Below are 18587 nucleotides of genomic sequence, written 5' to 3'. Positions count from 1 at the left end.
TGCCAAGCGAACAGTCGAAACCGTCTGTGACGCCATCGGCCAAATCCTCGGCACCGTCACGTCAACCGAATGCCGAAATTACTTCACAGAGGCAGGCTATGCCCAACCTAAATTCATCCCGCTCTAGGATGACGAAGCTGGTGAGAGCCGCCGCTTGCGATGCTCGCCGTCACAAACCAGCCGCCCCGCCCCCCGGCGCACAGGCCATCAGGTCATAAACGCCCTTGTCCTCGACGACCGCGAAGCCCAGCGCGACATAAAGCCGTCTCGCCGGATTGTGCTTCTCGACATGGATCGACGCTGATTTGCCGGCTAACCATGCCTCGTCGATGAGGTCGCAGAGCAGTGCGGTGCCGTAGCCTTTGCGGCGATGATGCGGCAGGAAGGCGATGTCGATGATGCGGTGCTGGCTTGGCCAGCGCTCGACATAGAGGCGGCCGATGTCTTCGCTATCGCGTTCCACCACCAGCCAGTCGGCCTCGGGATAGTGTTTTCGGTAATGCGCATGCTGGGCCTGGAACTGCATGCCGAGGAATTCGGCCTTCTGCGCCTCGCTCCACGACGTCACCGCGAGCTCTTCGAGACGCGTCGAAGCATAGAGCCGCGACAGGAACGGCAAGTCCGCTTCCGTCGCAGCGCGAAAGCCGAGCCCGGCCGTGTCAGACCGGGGCCAGACCGGACGGGCCTGCTTCGCTTGCGCCACGCTGGCGTAAATCAACCGTCACACCGGCGGCGTCAGGTCGCGCACGACGACGATCTGCTTGAGATTGTTGTCGGTCAGCGACGTCCAGTTATACTCCCATTCGGAACTGTCGATGCCCATCTGGTTGATCGTCCACAGCCCGTTGGTGCCGTCCGGCATGAGCGCCAGGCTGAACAAAGCGAGCCGGCCGTCGGCATTGTAGTTGAGCGTCAGGCGCGTCGAGCGAAGGGATGCGCCGAAATCGCGCCATCCCGACCAGTTCTGGGTATAGGCATCCCATTGCGCGTTGAATTGGAGGAAGTGCTGCTGGTCGGCGGCGACCAGCACGATATCGCCGTCGCCCTGGATGCCGGCGGCAAGCGCCTGGTTGGGCGCCCTGGAGTAGCCGGGTGTCGCCCACCGCGTCCACGTATCCGATCCGGCGGGCATCTGACGGGTGTGCAGCACCTGGCCGTTCTGGGTCAGGGCGAACAAATTGGTGGCGCCCAGCGGGCCGACGACCGGCGCCATCTCGATGAAGCCACCAGTCTGGGTCGTGTCGATCTGCACCCAACCCGTCCAGTCGGCGGCCTTCAGGGCCTGCGCCTTCGCCTGCTGGCAGCGATAGAGATGCAGGTTCGAATTGATGCCGAACAGGGCGATGCGGCCGTCGCCCTGGCGTATCGCCGAAACCGTCACCAGCCCGCCGGGGATCTGGATCCAGTCGCTCCACGGTTTGGCCGGCGGCGTCAGCACGTCGACGGTGACGACGATCGGTGTCGTCGTGCCCGGTGGCGTGATGGTTTTCTGCACCTGCACGATCTGGTCCGGATTCTGGTAGATCCACCAGATGCGGCCCTGATTGTCGGTGACGAAGACCTCGATGCGGCCGTCGGCATCGCGCGCCATCGAAAGCTTCTGATAGGAGGTGGCGCCGGGCGGCGTGCCGATGCTCATCGGCGCGGTCCATTTCTCGACCGGGCCGATCTGGTTGGCGTCTTCGGTGATGAAGGACAGATTGGTGGTTCCCGATGGCTGCGCGACCACGGCGACACGGCCGTCCTTGGTGAGGCCCGCCGTCATGATCACCCAGGCGCCGGGCGCGATGAACGACCAGGCCGAAGGCCATGGCCCGTTCGGCGAAAGCTGCGCCTTCTGGATCAACTGCCCCTTGGCGGAATCGATCCCCACCACCATCAGCCGCGACAGTTCGAAGAAAGAAGTGCCGGCCGGCTTGTGCTGGTAAATGGGCGGAGGGCTGGACGGCGCCGGGCGGGCACTGGCCCTGGAAGCGGCCTTCGGCGCCGGCGTCTTGGCTGCAGGGGCTTCCGACTTTGGTTCTGCTTTCTTGGCCATGATATCGATCCTGCCTGTTGGCTCGGAATTCAGGTTCTTGGTGGGAAGACGCCTTGCAGCGCGATGCAGAAATAACAGGTGAGGTAGGGCTGCAAATTGTTGTGCGGCTGGTCGCCGCCGGCAGGGGGGAGCGCTTGAGGGCTCATCTGCGTCAGGTTGGTCGCCGGGGTATAGATTGTTGCGTTGGTGGATTTGGCCAGGCTTCGCGTCGATGACGGCGCATTGAGTTCGCCCAGGTCAATGTCATGGTCGCGCATCGCGTGGGTGTGGTTAGGAACTTCCGATTCGAGCAGGCTTACCGTTTCCGTACCACCGGTCTCGCCGAGATCGTGCAGCGAAAGCCCTGGCCCTTGCCCTGGGTGCATCGGCGAGCGGCCCTGAAGGTCGGGCAAGGCAAAATTGCTCTTGCCATTGCCGCCATAGGTCGTGCCCAGCAACGAGAACAATGCCGTGTTCTGCGACAGCGGCAGCAACTGCCCGTCGCACCACGCCCAGCCCCTGGGCGCGAAATTGAACGGAAAGATCCGGATTTCGGCGACGAACGGGTCAGCCATGATGTCCTCTCAGGTGGGCGACGGAAAGATGCCGAAAAGTGAAATGATAAAGCTGATGCAAAGATACGGCTGGAAATTGTTGTGCGGCTGGCTGCCGCCAACGGCTGTTACAGCCTGCTGGGCCATGTTGGTATCGGTCGTGTCCTGGATGTAGGGCAAGGCGCCACCGCCAATCTGTGCAACGACCTTCCCGCTGGGGCTGGTATCTTGACCAATGTTTAGGGACGCGACCATCGGATGGCTGTGTGAAGGTATCTGGGAAATTGTCAGATTGACTTCCTCCACGCCTCCCGTCTCCGCAAGGATAAAGCCGCTGCCCTGATGGAGCGGAACACGGCCTTGCAGGTCGGGTAGCGCAAAAGTGCTCTCGCCGTCGCCGCCATAGGTTGTGCCAATCAGCTGGAAAAGTGTCTCGTTCTCCGAGATCGGCAGCAGCTGTCCCTCGCAGAACATCCAGCCGGCCGGGGCGAAATTGCCGGCAAACATGCGTATCTCACCAACATAAGGCTGTGCCATGATCGCGCCTCCTTAATTCGGCGAAGGGAAAATGCCCTGCAGGGCAATGCAGAAGCTCAGCGTCAGGAACGGCTGCATGTTTAGATGCGCCTGACTGCCGCCGATGCTGGTAATTGTGCTCGGGCTCAGCGTCGTCACGTTCGCGAAGTCGCTATAAAGCCGCCCCGGAACCACCCCCAAAACGTTCCCCGCACCATCCTGGCTACTACCGGTGTTTGTGCTTGCCTGCGCAACGTGAACGTGTGTCGGTATTTCGGAAATCGACAGCGTATGGCTTTGCTCGCCACCGCGCTCGCCTAGTGTGTGACCGCTCCCGACGTGGATTGGGATACGTCCCCGATAATCGGGCAGTGCGAAATTGACCTGGCCGTCACCGCCGAAAGTGGTTCCGAGCAGTGAGAATAACGCCTGGTTCTGGTTGATTGGCAAAAGCTGCCCGTTACAGAGTGCCCAACCCTTGGGCGGGAAGACAAATGACATAATCCTGATTTCCGATAGAAATGGCTCGGCCATGTCTCGCGCCCTCATTAGATATCAGCAGAATACACGGAACGACATAGAAGTCTACTTGGCTCTCTAACAAACTAAGCACCTTATAAAAACAATGGACAGTGTTTAAATAGCGAGAGGCGAAGAAAGATAGTATATGCCCAAGGTTGTAGAGCATCGTACCAAGATCACAGCACTGAACCGGCCGAGTGGTGGCCTTTCTACCTCATCAGCGTCGCCATCATGGGAACGGCGGCGTCGCGAGCCCGGCAAATCCGGTCGAGTCGGCCGTCGCGGTTGATGCAGAAACAACTGTATTGCGGCTGTTCAGATAGGCGATGGCGGCGGCGAGATCCGTGGGGGCCCCGGCATAGCCACTAAGGTTGATCGTTCCGTTGTTGCGTTGACGTACCCTGATGTCCCCGGCCGCCATGGTGCCGCCAACCGAATGCGTGAAGGTGTTGGCCAGAGCACCGGCGCCGCCTATGTTCAGATCGATGGATGAACCATCTCCCGTCGGCGACGTGATGCCCGACTGAACGAGAATGCCAGCGACTGCATTTCCGGCGCCATCCAGTTTGATGTCAATCGCGTTGCCGGTTATCTGGGCCAGGATGCTGCCCGCGCCGTCCTGTCCGGTCTGGACAAGGATGGCGCGTTGCGTACCGGCATAGTCGATGGTGTTGTTCTTGATCCCGACTCGCATGGCACCGCCGCCGGCATTGAATACCGCTATGCCGTCCGCTGTCAGCCCGTTTGCGACCGTGATGGTGTTGTTTTCAATTCGAGCGTCAAAAGTAAAGCCGTTGTCGAACGCCGAGCCGAGTAGGCTCACCACGACGAAGTCGCCCGTGGCCGTGCTGCTCAGCGTGTTGCCGGTTGCGACGAGGCTCACATCGCTGTTGTCCCCGGCGCTGACGGACAGCTGATCGTTGTTGCTGCTCGAAGTGCTGTTGATGACGTTCAGGTTCATTGTGGAGTTGTCGAATGCATCGGCGACGATGCCACCGCTGAAGTTGTTGCTCGAATTGGCACCCGAGAAGTTGATCGTGGCGTTCGACGTTCCGCGGATGCCGAACAGATACCCGCTGCCAAGCACGGCGCCAGTCGAGCTGCCGCCTGAAATCGTCAGCGCGAGCGTGCCGGACTGGTTCTGCAGCTGGAAGTTGTCGTCGCCGCTGCCCGTGATCGTGGTGTTGGTGACCGCGCTGGTGCCGGACATGTTGTAGAAATGGATGCCGTCTTCGTCCGCGCCATTGCCGGCATTCGATATGCTGCTGTTGCTGAGTGTGAAGTTCGAAACGGTATTGCCGTTGATGCCTTGCTCGGCGCCGCCCGAAATGGCGATCCGGTCCAGCGTCGCCGTAGAGACGTTTTGAAGGTGGATGGCCGCGTTGGTCGCGAGGTTGTCACCAGTCGAAAGCCCCGAATTGTCGGCATCGAGATCGTCGGTGCCGGCATTGGTGAAATTCATGTTCTTCAACGTGATGTTGCTCGCGCTGATGAAACTGGCGCCGCGCCCGGTTGTGTTCTGAATAGTGCCGCCCGAGCCGGCGGTGGTGCCGACGCCTGTAACGGTCAATCCACCCGAGCCCGTATTGTTGAGCACGATGCCGTTGGTGCCACCGTTGGCCGAAATGCTCTGGAACGTCACGCCGGAACCGCCGATCGTCGTGTTGACGACGTTGAGCGCCGTGCCTGTGCCGGAGGTGATCGTGTTGCCGGTGCCCTGCACCGTCACCGTCCCTCCGCCCGTGGCGCTGAAGCCGCCGCCGCTCGTTGTGTTGATAATCAGCCCGCCATTGGTGAAGTTGATGGTCGCGCCGGGGTTGCTGGTCAGGATGACGGCGGCATTAACACCGGTCGAGAGCGTCTTGACCGCGCCGCCGAAGTTGATCGTGCCGCCGGCGTTGCTGAGCACGGCAATGCCCAGCCCGCCATCGCTGCGAGTGATCGTGCTGGCGCTGTCGAAATTGACCGAGCCGCCGGCCATGCCGCGGATGTTGGCGACATTGCCGCCGGGGTTGGTGATGTCGACATTGTTCAGGTTGACCACCGCGCTGACGTCGTCATTGCCTGGCGTGCCCTGGTCGCCATCGACGACGAAGGCATTGTTCGCAGCCCCCGCGTCGGTCTGGATGGCGACATTGTTGAAGGTGTAGGTGCCGGTCGCATTGTTGGTCGAATCGCCGAGAATGGTGATGCCGGCCGTGCCCGTCAGGCTGGCATTGTTGACGGTGACGCTGCCCGCCGCGCCGTCGATCACAATGCCGGTGCCGCCGGTGTCGTTGAGCCCGTTCGCCACGGCAGTGGTGAAATTCACCGAACCGCCGGCGGTGTCGGCGACGACGATCATGCGCTGGCCGGCGGTGGCTTGCGTGATCGTGCCGGCATAAGTGACGGTGGCGGTGCCGCCATTGACATTGAACGCGGTGCCGCTTGGGCTGATGATCGAGGTGCCGGTGCCGAAATTGAACGTGCCGCCCGAGCCGTTGAGGATGTCGACGCTGGCATTGCCGCCATTCAGCGTAGTCGTGCCGACGAAACTGTAGATGCCGTCCGCATTGTCGAACTGCAGGCCGGTGCCGTTCGTCGCCGACAGCGCGCCGGTGGCGAAGTTGAGCGTGCCGCTGTGGCCGCCCGCGACGCTGACCAGGGTGGCATTGTTCGACTGGCTGACATTGCCGGTATAGTTGAGGTTGGCGGTGCCGCCGCTGACAGCGATGGTTGCCGCGCTGCCGCCGACCAACGAGCCGGCGCCGAGATTGATCGTCCCCGACCCGATGACGTTGGTGAGGACGACGGCGCTGTTGCCGCCGGCGCCGTTGCTGGTCGAGGAAAAATTCATGCCGGTGGCCGCGACGGTGACGCCGCTCAGGTTCATCGCCACACCGGTGCCCGTGGCGATGGAGTTGCCCACGCCGGCGACGCTGACCGTGCCGGAGCCCGTGGCATTGAAGCCGGCGCCTGCCGAGGTCACGATCGCCAGACCGCCGCCGTTGAAATTGACCGTCACCGGGGCGCTGTTGCCGGCAATGTCGACGCCAAGCCCGCCGCCGCTCATGCCAATGGCGTAGCTCGCACCGCTGATGTTGTAGGTGCCGCCGGTATTGGCCGTGATCGATATGCCGGTGCCCCCACCGGTAAAGCTGTTCGAGGCGCCGGACACCGTCACCGTGCCGCCTGCATTGCCGTTCAGCGATACGCCGAGCCCGCTTGACGTCAGATTGCCGCTCAGGGCGACGAGGCCGGCGCCGGCAAGCCGGCTCTGGAGATTCAGCGCCGGACTGAATGCGCCCGAATTGTTGACCGTGCCCGAATAGCTCACGGCAGCCGTGCCGCCGACGACATTGAACGACGCGCCCGTCGCCCCGCTCAGCGCGCCGGTGCCGAGATTAAGCGCTCCGCTGATATTGGTCAGGCTGACATTGTTGACGCCGCCGGTCGACGAGGTCGAATCGAGCGCGATGGTGGCGGCGACACCGGAGAGATTGATCGCTGTGCCGCCGGTCGAATTGACCGTCTGGGCGGCAGCGGTAGCGGTGATGCCCATCGTGCCGCTAGTGCCGACAATGCCGATGCCGGTGGTGGTGTCGATGGTCAGGCCGTTGGTGAAGCTGGTTGTGCCGCCGGCCTGCGAGAGACCAACGCCGCTGGTCGTGTCGATGTTGGCGAGACCGGTGACGTTGAGCGTGCCGGTCTGGACTCGGATGCCGCCGCCTGTGTTGGGGACGGTGACATTGTTCACCGTCACCGTGTTGAAATTGAAGGTGCCAGTGTTGGTGTTGATGGCATCGATGCCGAAGCCCGTCGTGTTGGTGATGCTTGTCCCGCCGGTGACGGTGAAGGTCCCGGCGACGCCGTCGAAGATGATGCCGCTGGCGCCGCCAAGGGCGCTGACGCTGGTCAGCGTCATGTTGACGGTCAGTGGATCGAGATCGAACGCCGTGCCGTTGGTAGTATCGACCGAACCGCCGCTGCTGTTCAGCGTGAAGTTGGTGGTCTTGGCGCTGACCATGACGCCGGTGCCACCATCATTGGCGACCGTGAACGTACCGAGGTCAAGCGTGCCGCTGGTGTTGTTGAAGCCGAGACCGTCGCCCTGGACCCGCGCTCCTGTCGTGCCGACGGTGAGCGTGCCGGAGCTGACGATGCCGCCGGCGCCGTCGGAATCGAAGCGGACATTGTTGAACACGATGCCGCCACCGGTGCCGCCGGTCGCCGTATTGCCGGCAAACGACCTGATCGCGATTGAATTCAGGTCGGCATCGATGTTCTGGCCGGTGAACGACGCCGCCAGTCCGGACGCGGTCGAGCCAAGCGTGTTGCCGTCGATCGAAAGCAGAAGCGTATTGGCCGGAGCTCCCGTGGTGGAGAAATCGAGCGCGTTGCCGCCGGCGGTGATGGTGTTGTTCCTGACGAAGAAACTGGAGGCGCCGGTCGCGTTGACGGCAACGCCCGCACCGGAACCGAGATTGCTGACGATCAGGTTCTGGATGCCGCCCGTGAAGATGCCGCTGCCTGATGTCGCCAGGTTGATGACCTGCGTGGCGTTGTTGCTCTGCAGGACCGGCCGCAGCGTGTCGATGCCCCCCGGCGCCGAAATGATCGGCGAGTTCTGCACCGTGGTGAAGTGGAACGCGGCGGAGGCGCCGCTGCTGGTGTCGACACCGAGCTGCGAAACATCGACGGCCGCGTCGCCACTCTTGAAGGCGAGCAGCACCTGCCCGTCATCAAGGCTGAACGTGGTGCCGCTGAGGTCGATGGTTTCCTGGGCGCCGTTGACGTTCTTGTCGATCAGCACCACGACGTTGGCCGTGGAAGCCTGTGCGCCCACGTAACTGCCCGGATTGGCGAGGCTGCCGTCGCCGGTGCCACCTTCGGTGACGTAGTAGACGCTGATCGATGACAGGTTCGAAACGTCGCCGGTGAAATTGACGTCGTTGAAATTGTAGTCGCCATTGGTCGGCAAACTATCGGTGGTGTGGATGACCTGGCCGCCGGTGGTTGCGATCGATGATTCGGCCGGACCGGCGCCGTCGCCGAACACCAGCCTGGCGTTGGTGGCGCTGGAGAACTGCACGCCATAGCCGACATTGGCGATAGCCGATTTCTGGCCGGCCGGATTGTTGTTGACGGTGTCCCCGAGCTGGATCGTGCCGGTGCCGGTGGTGCCGGCCATGTCGATGCCGATCGTGCCGGCGAAGCCGCCGCCGGCTACATCGAAATCGTCCGCGGTGATGTTGCTCACGCCGAGCGCCGCGCCGTTGAGGTCGAGGCCGACCGCATTGGCGGCATTGAGCCCGATGGTCAGGCCGGCGAAATTCAGCGCCGAGCCGAGCGTGCCGGAAACCTGGACGCCAGTACCGGTGATACCCTGCAGGTTGACCGCGCCGAGATTGAGGGTGCCGCCGCCGACATTGTTGAGCGATATGCCGGTCGCCGCGCCATTGGCCGAAATCGAATCGAAGTTGATGCCGCCGGCGCCGACCGTCGCGCCTGTTGCCCCGGCCACGACCGCCGTCGCGTCGCCAAGCTTCAGCGCGGTGCCCGTGCCGGTGGTGATGGTGTTGCCGGCGCCGGTGACGCTGACTGTCCCCGAACCGAAGGTGCTGGCGGTGAAGCCGGCGCCGCTGGTGGTCTTGATGACGAGGCCGCCATTGGTGAAGTTGAGCGTGCCCTTGGTCTGCGGGTCCGGCACATACGCCGGCGCCTTGACGATGGCATCGTTGGCGCCGGTGTCGAATATCTTCGATGTGCCGGAGAAGGTGACCGTCCCGTCGGACGATCCGTTGAACAGGACGCCGGTGCCACCTTTGTGGTCGATGGTGCTCGAAATATTGTACACGCCGTTGGCGTGGCCACTGAACAGGAACGCCGCCGGCGTCACCGTCGTCGTCGAAACGACCGAGCCGCTCATGTTCAGCTCGGTCCAGTCGCCGCCGGCATTCAGCACATTGCCGGCGCTGACCTTGATCGAACCGTTGTAGTTCAGCGTCGCATTGATAAGGTCGTTGCCGCCGGAGAGGGTGATGGCCGAACCGCTGGTGCTTGTCGTCGCGCCGATGTTGGCGATGCCGCCATTGCCGCCGACATTGACGGTTCCGGTCTGCAAGCCGATCTGCGCAATGCCGACCTGGCCGCCATCGATGGTCAGGGTGGATCCAAGGGTATTGGCGATGTTTATGGTGCCAACCTGACCGCTGATCTCGAATCCATTGTTGCTGACGTCGAGATCGGTCGTGCCAGCGAAATTGACCACTCCTGCGCCGAACAGGCCGTTCAGCGAGGCGCCCGTGTATCCCGTGTCGGTCAGGCCACCAACGGCGCCGCTGCCGATGTTGACGTCGCCGGCGAGATTGACGCCCGACAACGCCACGCCGGCGCCGTCGCCATTGGCGCCGCCGCTGGTTGAGTTCGCCACGATGCTTTCGAAGGTGATGCCGCCAATGCCAACGTTGCTGGAGAACACCAGCAGTCCGTCACCGCCGGACGATATGGTGTTGTTGGCGCCCGTCACCGTGAGCCTGCCGTTGCTAGCGGGGACAAAGGGTTCGCCGACGCCGAACGCGACAAAGCCCGCCCCGGTCGTCGTGATGTCGAGGCCGCCGCCGCTGAAATCGATCACGCCGTCCGTGTTGGGGGCCAGCGTGCCGGCGGCCGTGTAGTTGCCCAACACGCCGAGGCTGACGCCGTCGGTCGCGCCCGAACTGATCTGCTTGCTGGAGCCCGAGAAGGTGACCGTCGCCGCCGTGCCGTTGTCGATGCCTGCAACGACGATGTTGCCGCCATCGGTCGTGTTGATGGCGTCGACCAGATTGCCCGACAGCGTCACCGAGCCGCCGGTGAGTTCCTGGATCGAAACCGCAGCGCCGCTGCCGTTGCTGACGATGGTGCCGCCATAGGAGATATCAGCGTTGCCGCCGCTGAGGTCGGTCGCCGAACCAACATTGAAGGCGGTGTCCGCACCGGTGTTGGTCAACGTGCCGGTGCCGAATGAAGCTGTGCCGCTCAACCCCTGCAGGTCGATGCCGTTGCCGGCGCCGAAGGTCGCGCTGGTGGAGGTGAAATGGATGTCGGCCGTGATGCGATCGAGCATTGCCGCCTGCGCGCCTACGGTATCGATCGTTCCTGCGTCGACTTCGATCGTGCCCCCGGTGACGGCGGTGAAGGCCGTTACGCCGTTCGTCGAAATGTCGATATCCGCAAACTTGACGGTGGAGCCGGCATTGCCGGTCAGCGAGACGCCATTGCCGCCGACCGTCACCTTGTCGGTGAAATCGACCGTGCCGCCGCTGCGGTTGGCGATCGAGATGCCGCCGCCGGTCAGCGTGCCCGCCGGTCCGCTGTTGGGCAAGGTGCCGCGCGTGACCGTGATGTTGCCGATGCCGCCATCGACGTCGAGCAGCGTGCCGGCAACGTTGATGTTGTTGTCTGTGATCGACAAATTGGTGTCGAGGCCGGCAACCTTGAACGCCGTCTGGCCGGTGGCGACATTGCTGACCGTGACGCCCTGGATGACGATGCCGCCGACATTGCTGAAGCCGGTAGCATTCTGGTCGATGGTGAAGACCGAACCGCTGCCGCCGCTGAAGTCGAACGCGGTGTCGCGCACATGGTTGCTGCCGAGCAATTGCAAGGTATCGCCGCCCGTGCTCTTGACCACGCCCTCATTGCCGGTGACGTTGCCGCCGGTGGCACCGAGATTGCCCTGGACATTGATCGGCTGGATGGTGCCGGAGGTGAGGATCGAGCCGCCGTTGCCGAAGCCGGTGATCGACTGGCCCGAATCGAGCGTGAATGGCGTGGCGCTGAGATCGACGGTGCCGACAAAGGCGAAGGTCAGTGTGCCGGTCATGGCATCGGCCTGAGCGGCCGTGACCGTGGTCACCGCGGCGCTGAGCCCGTTGGTGCCGGCGGCGATCACGCCACCGCCCTGGGAAATCATGACGACCGCGCCGACCGCGCTGGCCAGATGCGCGTTGCCGGTAAAGGCGACGTCATCGAAATCATAATTGCCGAGCGTCGGATCGAGCCCGATCGTGTTGACCGTGAAGCCGCCGGCGGTCGCGCTGATGAAGGATTCCAGCCCGTCGCCCGCATTGCCGTCGCCAAAGGTGAAATTGGCGTTGGCGGAGGTCGCCGTTGTGCCGCCGGACGACAGTTCGACGCCGACGCCGACCTTCGAGATGCTGGAGCCCTGCAGGAAGGTGATGGTCTTGTTGCCGATGGTCGACGACAGGTCGATGCCGCGCGAGGTCAGGTCGTCGGTGCCGGTGATCGTCGTCACGCCGAAATCGGCTGTCGTTGACGAACCGCTGAAGTCGATGCCGGTCTGGTTGGCGCCGGCGCCCAGCGTCACACTGGTCGTGCCGAAGGTGACATCGGCATTGGTCAGGGCGAAGTTGATGCCGGCTGGACCGACGGTCGAACCCATCGTCACGCTGGTGGTGCCGAAGGTGACGGCGCCGGCATTGTTGGTGATGTCGATGCCATTGCCCGTGGCGCCCGACACGGTCACCGCCCCGAAGGTCGCCGATGCGGTGCTGGCGACATTGGCGACGGCCAGGCCAGTAGCCGTCGCGCCGGTGATCGACAGCGGAGCTGTGACGTTCAGCGTCGCGGTGCCGGCAAGGCCGGTGACGACGGCGCCACCGCCGCCCGTCGCAGACAGCGTCGAACCGATGAAGCTGATCGCGCCGCCGACCGGGGGCAGCGACGAGCCGATCGCGAAAAGATTGCCGGTGCCGGTCGAGGTGATGCTGCCGCTGAAGGTCACCGAGCCGCCGGTGGTGCCGTCGACCTTGACCGCCGTGCCTGGCGCGGTTGCCGAGCTGGAGATGTTGGCCGCTACACCGATTGTCGCGCTGCCGCCGGAAACGACGACACCGTCGCCAACGCCCGAATTGGTGATGGTGCCACCGAGGATCGTGATCGAGCCCGTGTTGTTGGTCAGGCCGACATCGGTGCCCGCGACATTGGTCGTCACCAGATTGGTGATGGTGAAGGTCGATGACGAAGCGTTGATTGCAACGCCGTTGATGCCGGCACCGGTGCCACCGATAGTGACATTGCCACCCAGGAACTGGCCGCCCGAGACGGCATTGAAATTGAGCGCTGTGGCTGCCGCAACGCCTGTCGTGATGCTGTCGAACGCCATGCCGCCGGTGCCGATGGTGACGCCGTCGAGATAGATCGCGTGGCCGGTGCCGGTGGTGATCTGCTCCGTGCCTGCGGCCGCGACTGTGATCGTGCCGCCGCCGGTGGCGCTGAAGCCGGTGCCGATCGTCGTGGTCAGATCCAGCCCGCCGGTGAATTTGATTGTGCCGCCGGTGTTGCCACTCAGGTTGATCGCGAAGGCGGTGGCGGTGCTGGCGGTGATCGCTCCGCCGAATGTGGCGCTGCCGCCGCTCATGCCGGAGATCGTCACCGCGCTGGTAGCAGCGGTCTGGTTGATGGTGCCGTTGTAGGTGACGTTGGGCGTCGAGTTGCTGATGGAGAAGGCGTTGCTGCTCGTGTTGGCGATGGAACTCCCGACCCCGAAGGTCAAGGTTCCGCTGGAACCGCCGACGATGCCTATGCCTACGCCGCCGCCGGTGATGTCGAGATCGTCGAAGGTGGCGATGCCGTCGAAATTGTTGGTGGACAGCGCGGCACTGGTGGCGTTGGTGATCTTGGTGTTGCCGGTGAAATTGACGCTCGCGCTCGAACCGACAAGCGCGATGCCGGTTTGAGATGCGGTCTGGACGGTCAGGTCGTCGACCGAGACCGTACCGGTCACTCCATCGAGGAAGAGGCCGGTAGCGACATTGCTGACCGTCACGCCCTGGACGGTCAGGCCATTGATGCCCAGGCCGTGTATGCCGGCGGCGGCGCCACCGGAAATATTGAAATCGAGCAACGTGTTGCCGTTGCCCAGCGTCACGACATCGCCGCCGCCGGAACTGGTCAGCGTTGCCGCGCCTGCGGAATCCGAGATGGATTCGTCATGATGGACGTTGGTGCCGGTGACATTCAACGGCACCCCGCCGAGCGAGAACTCACGGCCGTTGCCGAACGAGGCCAGTTCCTGTCCGTCGCTCAGCGAGAAGCCGGTGGCGTCGTCGATTGTGCCGCGGTTGACCAGCACAATGATGGCGTCGCTGGCGGTAATGCTGTCGGCATAATCGATCGAGGCGAGGTCGGTGATCGACGTGCCGCCGCCCGAAGCCCCGGCCGCGACGAAGATATAGTTGTGCAGATCGTAAAGTTGCGGGCCGGTAAACTGTGTCGTGCCGAAGGCGTAGTGGCCGCTGCCCTCATTGAGCCCGCGCGCATCGAGCGAGGCGGTGATGCCGGAGATGGAGCTGGAATCGCCGCCGAAGGTAAATTCGGCGTTGGCCGTGGCCCCCGGCGTGCCGGCAATGCCCAGCCGCACGCCGGTATCGACATTGGTGATGACGCCGCCATCGGTGATGGTGATGACCGCCCCGCCAACACTCGGTGAGGTCAGGTCGATGCCGATCGAGCCGGCCGCACCGGTGCCGGTGATGTTGAGCGACTGCGCGGTGAAATTGGTCCTGGCTTCGGAGAAGTCGAGGCCGGTGCCGACACCCAGTCCGGAAATGACGATGTTGCCGGCGACCACCGCCGCATTGACGCCGGCAAACGAGATGCCGTCGGCGCCGGGGTTGGTGATGCTGATGTCGCCGAAGCGGATCGTCGCCGGCGAATCCGAAATGGCGATCGCCGGTCCGGTCGTGTCGGAGATCGTCGTCGCACCGTTGACGGTGAAGCCGCCCACGACATTCTCGAGCACGACACCCGACGTGCCGCCGCTCTGGCTGATCGAGTCCAGCACCACATGAGCGGTGATCGGATCGATGAAGACGGCGGTGCCGCCATTGCCCGATATTGTGCCGCCGGTGCTGGTGAACGTCCCGCCGGTCGAGGTGCCCTGCACGGTGATGCCGCGGTCGGTATTGTCCTGCGCATTGACGGTGGCGAAGGTGTAGGTGCCCTTGCCGGTGATATCGAGACCGTCGTCGAGATTGCCCTGCAGCAGCGTCGTGCCGGTGAAATTGTAGGTGCCGTCGCCGTCGATGTGCAGGCCATCGAGGCCGTTGCCGGTGGCGGTGAAGTTGGAGCCGGTGATGCCGGTCGAGCTGCCCGTAAAGTCGGCGCCGTTGCCGCCCGCACCGGTGACCGTCACATTGGTCAGCGTCGCGCCGGTGATGTTGTTGCCCAAAATGCCGTCGGCGCCGCCCGTGATGGTGATGCCGTTGAGCGTGTTGCCGTTGCCCAGCGTGATGACGGGGTTGGCGACGTTGGTGCCCTGGATCGTGCCGTCGCTGCCGCCCAGGTTGAAGGTGCTGGTGCCGCCACCGAACAGCCTGGCGGTGACGCTTTCGCCGCCGCCGATGACGGTCTGGCCATTGGCGAGCGTCACGCCGCCGGTCGTCAGATTGCCGTTGCCGCCAAGCGCGACGACAAAGCCGTTCGCACCCGACTTGGTCACGGCGTCGTCCAGCGTCGTCGGGTCGGCCAGCGTGCCGGCGCCGGCGAGGCCGCCATCGGCGAAATAGAACTTGCCGAAGGCGGCATTGGTGGCGGCGTTGATGGCGATGCGCGTGGTCGTGCCGCCGGTCAGCGTCTGTGACTGGACGCGGACGCCGATGTCGCCACGCACCCGTTCGTTGACGCGCTTGCGAAGGCCTTCGCTGACCGGATAGACCGGCTCCGCCCCGCTGTCGGCCCCATTGGCGGCATTGTCCGAGCCGCTGCCAGGATTGAACGGGATGTTCAGCCGCACACTGCCGGCGAACTGGGTGTCGTCGCGATTGTCGTTGCGGACCTCGCCGGCGAAGACCAGTTCCGTGTTGCTGCCGAAGACATCGCCGATCGTATACTCGAACCCGGCCTTGGCGCCGGCGACGCTGCCGTCGTCGCCATGCGGATCCTCGAAATGATAGCCGCCGATATCCAGCCGCAGCGAATGCTTGTCGGGCAGGGCGACCGGCACCTGCGCACCGATCTCGCCCTCGATGCCCCACGCCGCGTAGTCGCGGTGGTCGATGACCGAGATCTGCTCGATCAGCTGGTTGCTGACCATCGACAGGGTCGAGCTGGCCGAGTGATCCGTCGAATCGCCCTTGATCGGCAGATAGAGGTTCACATGCGCATCGAAATGAGGCGTGATCGCCTCGGCGCCCAGCGTGGCGGCGGTGAACTGGGTGGAGTTGTAGTTCTCGATGTTGAGGTAGGCGTAGCCGCCGATCATCAGGTCCGGGTTGACGATGCGGCGAATGCCGAGGCCGACATCCTGGCCGAAACCATCCTTGAAATCGTGCTTGGCCCGGACATCCAGGAACAGCACGGATTCGGCCGTCTGCTTGAGCGGGATGAAACCTTCGAGCGCGGCGTTGCCGCCATTGTTGTCGGCGCCGATGATGGCGCGGATCTGCGGCTGCCACAGGCCGTTCGGATCGGCATGGGCCGCCAGACCGGAAAGGCCGAGCGCCAGCGTCGTCAGCGCCGTCGTCTTCCAGAGATGCCTGGCGATTGCCGAACGGCGATAGCCGGCGCGAACGTGGAAATCCTCCCCACGCGCCGCTATCTCACCAACTTGCCGAGAAGTCTCGGTAGTTCCCATCCCTGGCGAGTCCTTCGGGGACTACACGCGCCCCGTGTAGATTCTTACTCGAATTCTATTGTATAGCGAGTCTCGGGCGCTCCGATTTCTGAAGGCCTCCTGCAATATTGTTCGCTGTATCCGAAAAGCCACAGTAATTTCGCCGGCTTGCTAGCCTCCTGCTCGGCTTTCGGAACAGTCGCGAGTGTTGTATCAAGCCGTGCTCGGGAGAATACCGGGCGCTGCGAGGAAACATGCAAGGCATCCGGCAAAACAACATGGCATTTACTTTAGCAAAGCCTAATTTACTTGGCGTGGCCGCGGGGCTGACCGCCCTGTGGCTTGGTCTGGCCGCCGGCCCAGCCCTTGCCGAAGATGCCAAGCCGGCCCAGCCAAAGCCGGCTGAAAGCAATGCAAAACCGGCCGATGCCAATCCATGGGCAGTGAACTGCTCCAGCGGTTCGGCGACCAGCGAGCTTCAGTGCCAGGTTTCGCAGAACCTGACCGAGGCCAAGACCGGGCAGCGCGTGCTGACCGTGACCGTGCGCCGCGACAACGGCAATGGCAGCCTCGCCATGCTGCTTGCCCTGCCACACGGCCTGTTCCTGCCGTCCGGCGCCTCCTTCCAGATCGACCAGGGCCAGAAGACGACGATTGCCATCCAGACCAGCGACCAGAACGGCGCCTATGCCGCCACGCCGCTGTCGGCGGATCTCATCAAGGCAATGAAGTCCGGCACCAATCTGAACATCGGCATGGAATCGGTCACCCGCAAGCCGGTCACCATCCCGGTGTCGCTGGCTGGCTTCACGGCCGCCGTCGCCAAGCTGGAATCGATCAAGTAGCTGCTGTCAGCGGCTTGATTGTCGATGCGCGGAGTGCTTCGTTGCCGCTTCGAACAGTGAGGAAATCATGACAGGCTTTGTCGATCGCAGGCGCGCGGCGCAACTGATGAAGCGCGCGGGCATCGCGGCGCTGGTGCTGTGCGCACCCGAGGCCTTCCACTATGCGACCGGCGCCTCGATCGGCCCGGCGGGACTATTCCGGCGCGCCGGCGCCGGCTTCGTCGTCATCCCGGCCCGCCAAGGCCTGCCGATCGGCGTGGTGGTGGCGGATTTCAATGCGGGACAGTTGCAACTGGCTCTGCCCGACGCCGTCATCCGCAGCCACCCGATCTGGATCGAATTCGCCACGTTTGACGCCTCGAGGCCAGCGCAAGGGCTGGCGCGGCGCATAGTGGCCGGCTTTGGCTCGTCCGGCTGGACGCCTGCCATTACCCGGCCCGCTACATTCGAGTTGGCCAATTCCGTCCATGAGCTGAAGCAGATCCTGACCGGCTTCGGGCTCGAGCGCGCAACGATCGGCGTCGATCTCGATTTTGTTCCCGCCGCTGATTTCTCCGCCATGCAGGCGCTGCTGCCGGGCTGCACGATGGTCGACGGCTCGACCGTGCTGGACAGGCTGCGGGCCGTCAAGTCGCCGCGCGAGATCGATCTGCTGCAGCAAGGCATCATCCTGTCGGAGGCCGGGCTGGAGCGGCTGCAGGTCGATGCCATGGCCGGCATGCGTCAGGCCGATCTCATTGCCCTCTATCGGCAAGGCGTCGCCACGGCCGCGGCCGGCCTGTCCCATCCGGTCGCCACAGCCGAATATGTGACGCTCGGCGCCCGGCTCAAAAGCACCGATGTGAAAGCCATGCCGGGCGATCCGCTGAAGTGCGACATGGTCTGCACGGTCGGCGGCTACGCCTCCGACATGTCGCGCAACTTCACCTTCGGACCGCCATCCGCCGAGCAGGCCGAACTGCACGCGATCGCTGAGCGGACCTTTGACGACGGGCTGGCATCCCTTGTTCCGGGAACCACGCTCGCCCAAGTGCATCGCGTCGCCACCGACAGCCTGGCGCGGCAAGGGCTGCGTACCTACCGCCGCGGCCATTTCGGCCATGGCGTCGGCCAGTCCGTCTTCTCGGAGCAATGGCCGTTCATTGCGGCCGACAGCGATGTCGTGATCGAAGCCGGCATGGTGCTGGCCTTCGAGATCCCGCTCTACATAGACCGCCTCGCCAGCTTCAATCTCGAGGACCAGTTCCTGATCACACCGGACGGGCCTGTTGCCATGAATCGTCTGCCGAGACGGTTGGAGAGGATTGGATAGCCGGCTTTGAGTCTGCACGCTGGAGATTGGCCGAAGCCTCCCCACCTTGGTCATCCACGGGCGGAGCAGGAGCGAAGCTCCGTCGCGGAGACCCGAGGATCCTGTGTGTTGTTCCCATGCTATGTCTGAAGTGGGAAGGAGACCGAGGGGATCCTGGTCGTCCTTTCGAGGACAGGCCGTGGCATGGCTCGGTCCCTTCCCACCGGTGAACCATCAACCTGAA

The 18587-nt window shown here is 63.7% G+C and carries 8 protein-coding genes; 2 read left to right on the top strand and 6 right to left on the bottom strand.

The features are described 5' to 3' along the window. Nucleotides 1-169 precede the first annotated feature (169 nt). The 6 genes from EOA13_RS34170 to EOA13_RS34145 form a co-directional block, all read right to left on the bottom strand. On the bottom strand, nucleotides 170-718 hold the full coding sequence (locus tag EOA13_RS34170) for a GNAT family N-acetyltransferase (RefSeq protein WP_127297640.1): 549 nt from the start codon (nucleotides 716-718) through the stop codon (nucleotides 170-172). A gap of 3 nt (nucleotides 719-721) precedes the next feature. Beyond that, entirely contained in the window at nucleotides 722-2038 is a 1317-nt protein-coding gene (locus EOA13_RS34165; protein ID WP_127297639.1) for a hypothetical protein, read from the bottom strand. 29 nt (nucleotides 2039-2067) lie between these two features. After that, the gene (locus tag EOA13_RS34160; RefSeq protein WP_127297638.1) at nucleotides 2068-2592 is read right to left on the bottom strand and encodes a tail fiber protein; all 525 of its coding nucleotides are present in this window, start codon (nucleotides 2590-2592) and stop codon (nucleotides 2068-2070) included. 9 nt (nucleotides 2593-2601) lie between these two features. After that, nucleotides 2602-3108 carry a tail fiber protein gene (locus EOA13_RS34155; protein ID WP_127297637.1) on the bottom strand — a complete coding sequence of 169 codons (507 nt, stop codon included), beginning with the start codon at nucleotides 3106-3108 and terminating at the stop codon, nucleotides 2602-2604. Between the two features lie 12 nt (nucleotides 3109-3120). After that, nucleotides 3121-3621 carry a tail fiber protein gene (locus EOA13_RS34150; RefSeq protein ID WP_127297636.1) on the bottom strand — a complete coding sequence of 167 codons (501 nt, stop codon included), beginning with the start codon at nucleotides 3619-3621 and terminating at the stop codon, nucleotides 3121-3123. A gap of 217 nt (nucleotides 3622-3838) precedes the next feature. Beyond that, nucleotides 3839-16228 carry a hypothetical protein gene (locus tag EOA13_RS34145; protein WP_206535346.1) on the bottom strand — a complete coding sequence of 4130 codons (12390 nt, stop codon included), beginning with the start codon at nucleotides 16226-16228 and terminating at the stop codon, nucleotides 3839-3841. Between the two features lie 257 nt (nucleotides 16229-16485). On the opposite strand from EOA13_RS34145, the gene EOA13_RS34140 reads away from it, so the two are divergent. Both EOA13_RS34140 and EOA13_RS34135 read left to right on the top strand, forming a co-directional pair. Beyond that, on the top strand, nucleotides 16486-17052 hold the full coding sequence (locus tag EOA13_RS34140; RefSeq protein ID WP_245490566.1) for an invasion associated locus B family protein: 567 nt from the start codon (nucleotides 16486-16488) through the stop codon (nucleotides 17050-17052). Nucleotides 17053-17119: 67 nt separating this feature from the next. Next, nucleotides 17120-18364: a Xaa-Pro peptidase family protein gene (locus tag EOA13_RS34135; protein ID WP_127297634.1), complete on the top strand. Its 1245-nt coding sequence runs from the start codon at nucleotides 17120-17122 to the stop codon at nucleotides 18362-18364. Nucleotides 18365-18587: the final 223 nt, after the last annotated feature.

This window comes from Mesorhizobium sp. M7A.F.Ca.US.011.01.1.1, from assembly GCF_003998295.1.
Taxonomy (GTDB): domain Bacteria; phylum Pseudomonadota; class Alphaproteobacteria; order Rhizobiales; family Rhizobiaceae; genus Mesorhizobium.
This window is presented reverse-complemented; position numbering and strand designations above follow the sequence as displayed.

Coding starts and splice junctions, on each gene's coding strand:
- EOA13_RS34150 (WP_127297636.1), bottom strand. CDS start 3,621: ATGGCCGAGCCATTTCTATCGGAAATCAGGATTATGTCATTTGTCTTC.
- EOA13_RS34145 (WP_206535346.1), bottom strand. CDS start 16,228: ATGGGAACTACCGAGACTTCTCGGCAAGTTGGTGAGATAGCGGCGCGT.
- EOA13_RS34160 (WP_127297638.1), bottom strand. CDS start 2,592: ATGGCTGACCCGTTCGTCGCCGAAATCCGGATCTTTCCGTTCAATTTC.
- EOA13_RS34155 (WP_127297637.1), bottom strand. CDS start 3,108: ATGGCACAGCCTTATGTTGGTGAGATACGCATGTTTGCCGGCAATTTC.
- EOA13_RS34165 (WP_127297639.1), bottom strand. CDS start 2,038: ATGGCCAAGAAAGCAGAACCAAAGTCGGAAGCCCCTGCAGCCAAGACG.
- EOA13_RS34140 (WP_245490566.1), top strand. CDS start 16,486: ATGGCATTTACTTTAGCAAAGCCTAATTTACTTGGCGTGGCCGCGGGG.
- EOA13_RS34135 (WP_127297634.1), top strand. CDS start 17,120: ATGACAGGCTTTGTCGATCGCAGGCGCGCGGCGCAACTGATGAAGCGC.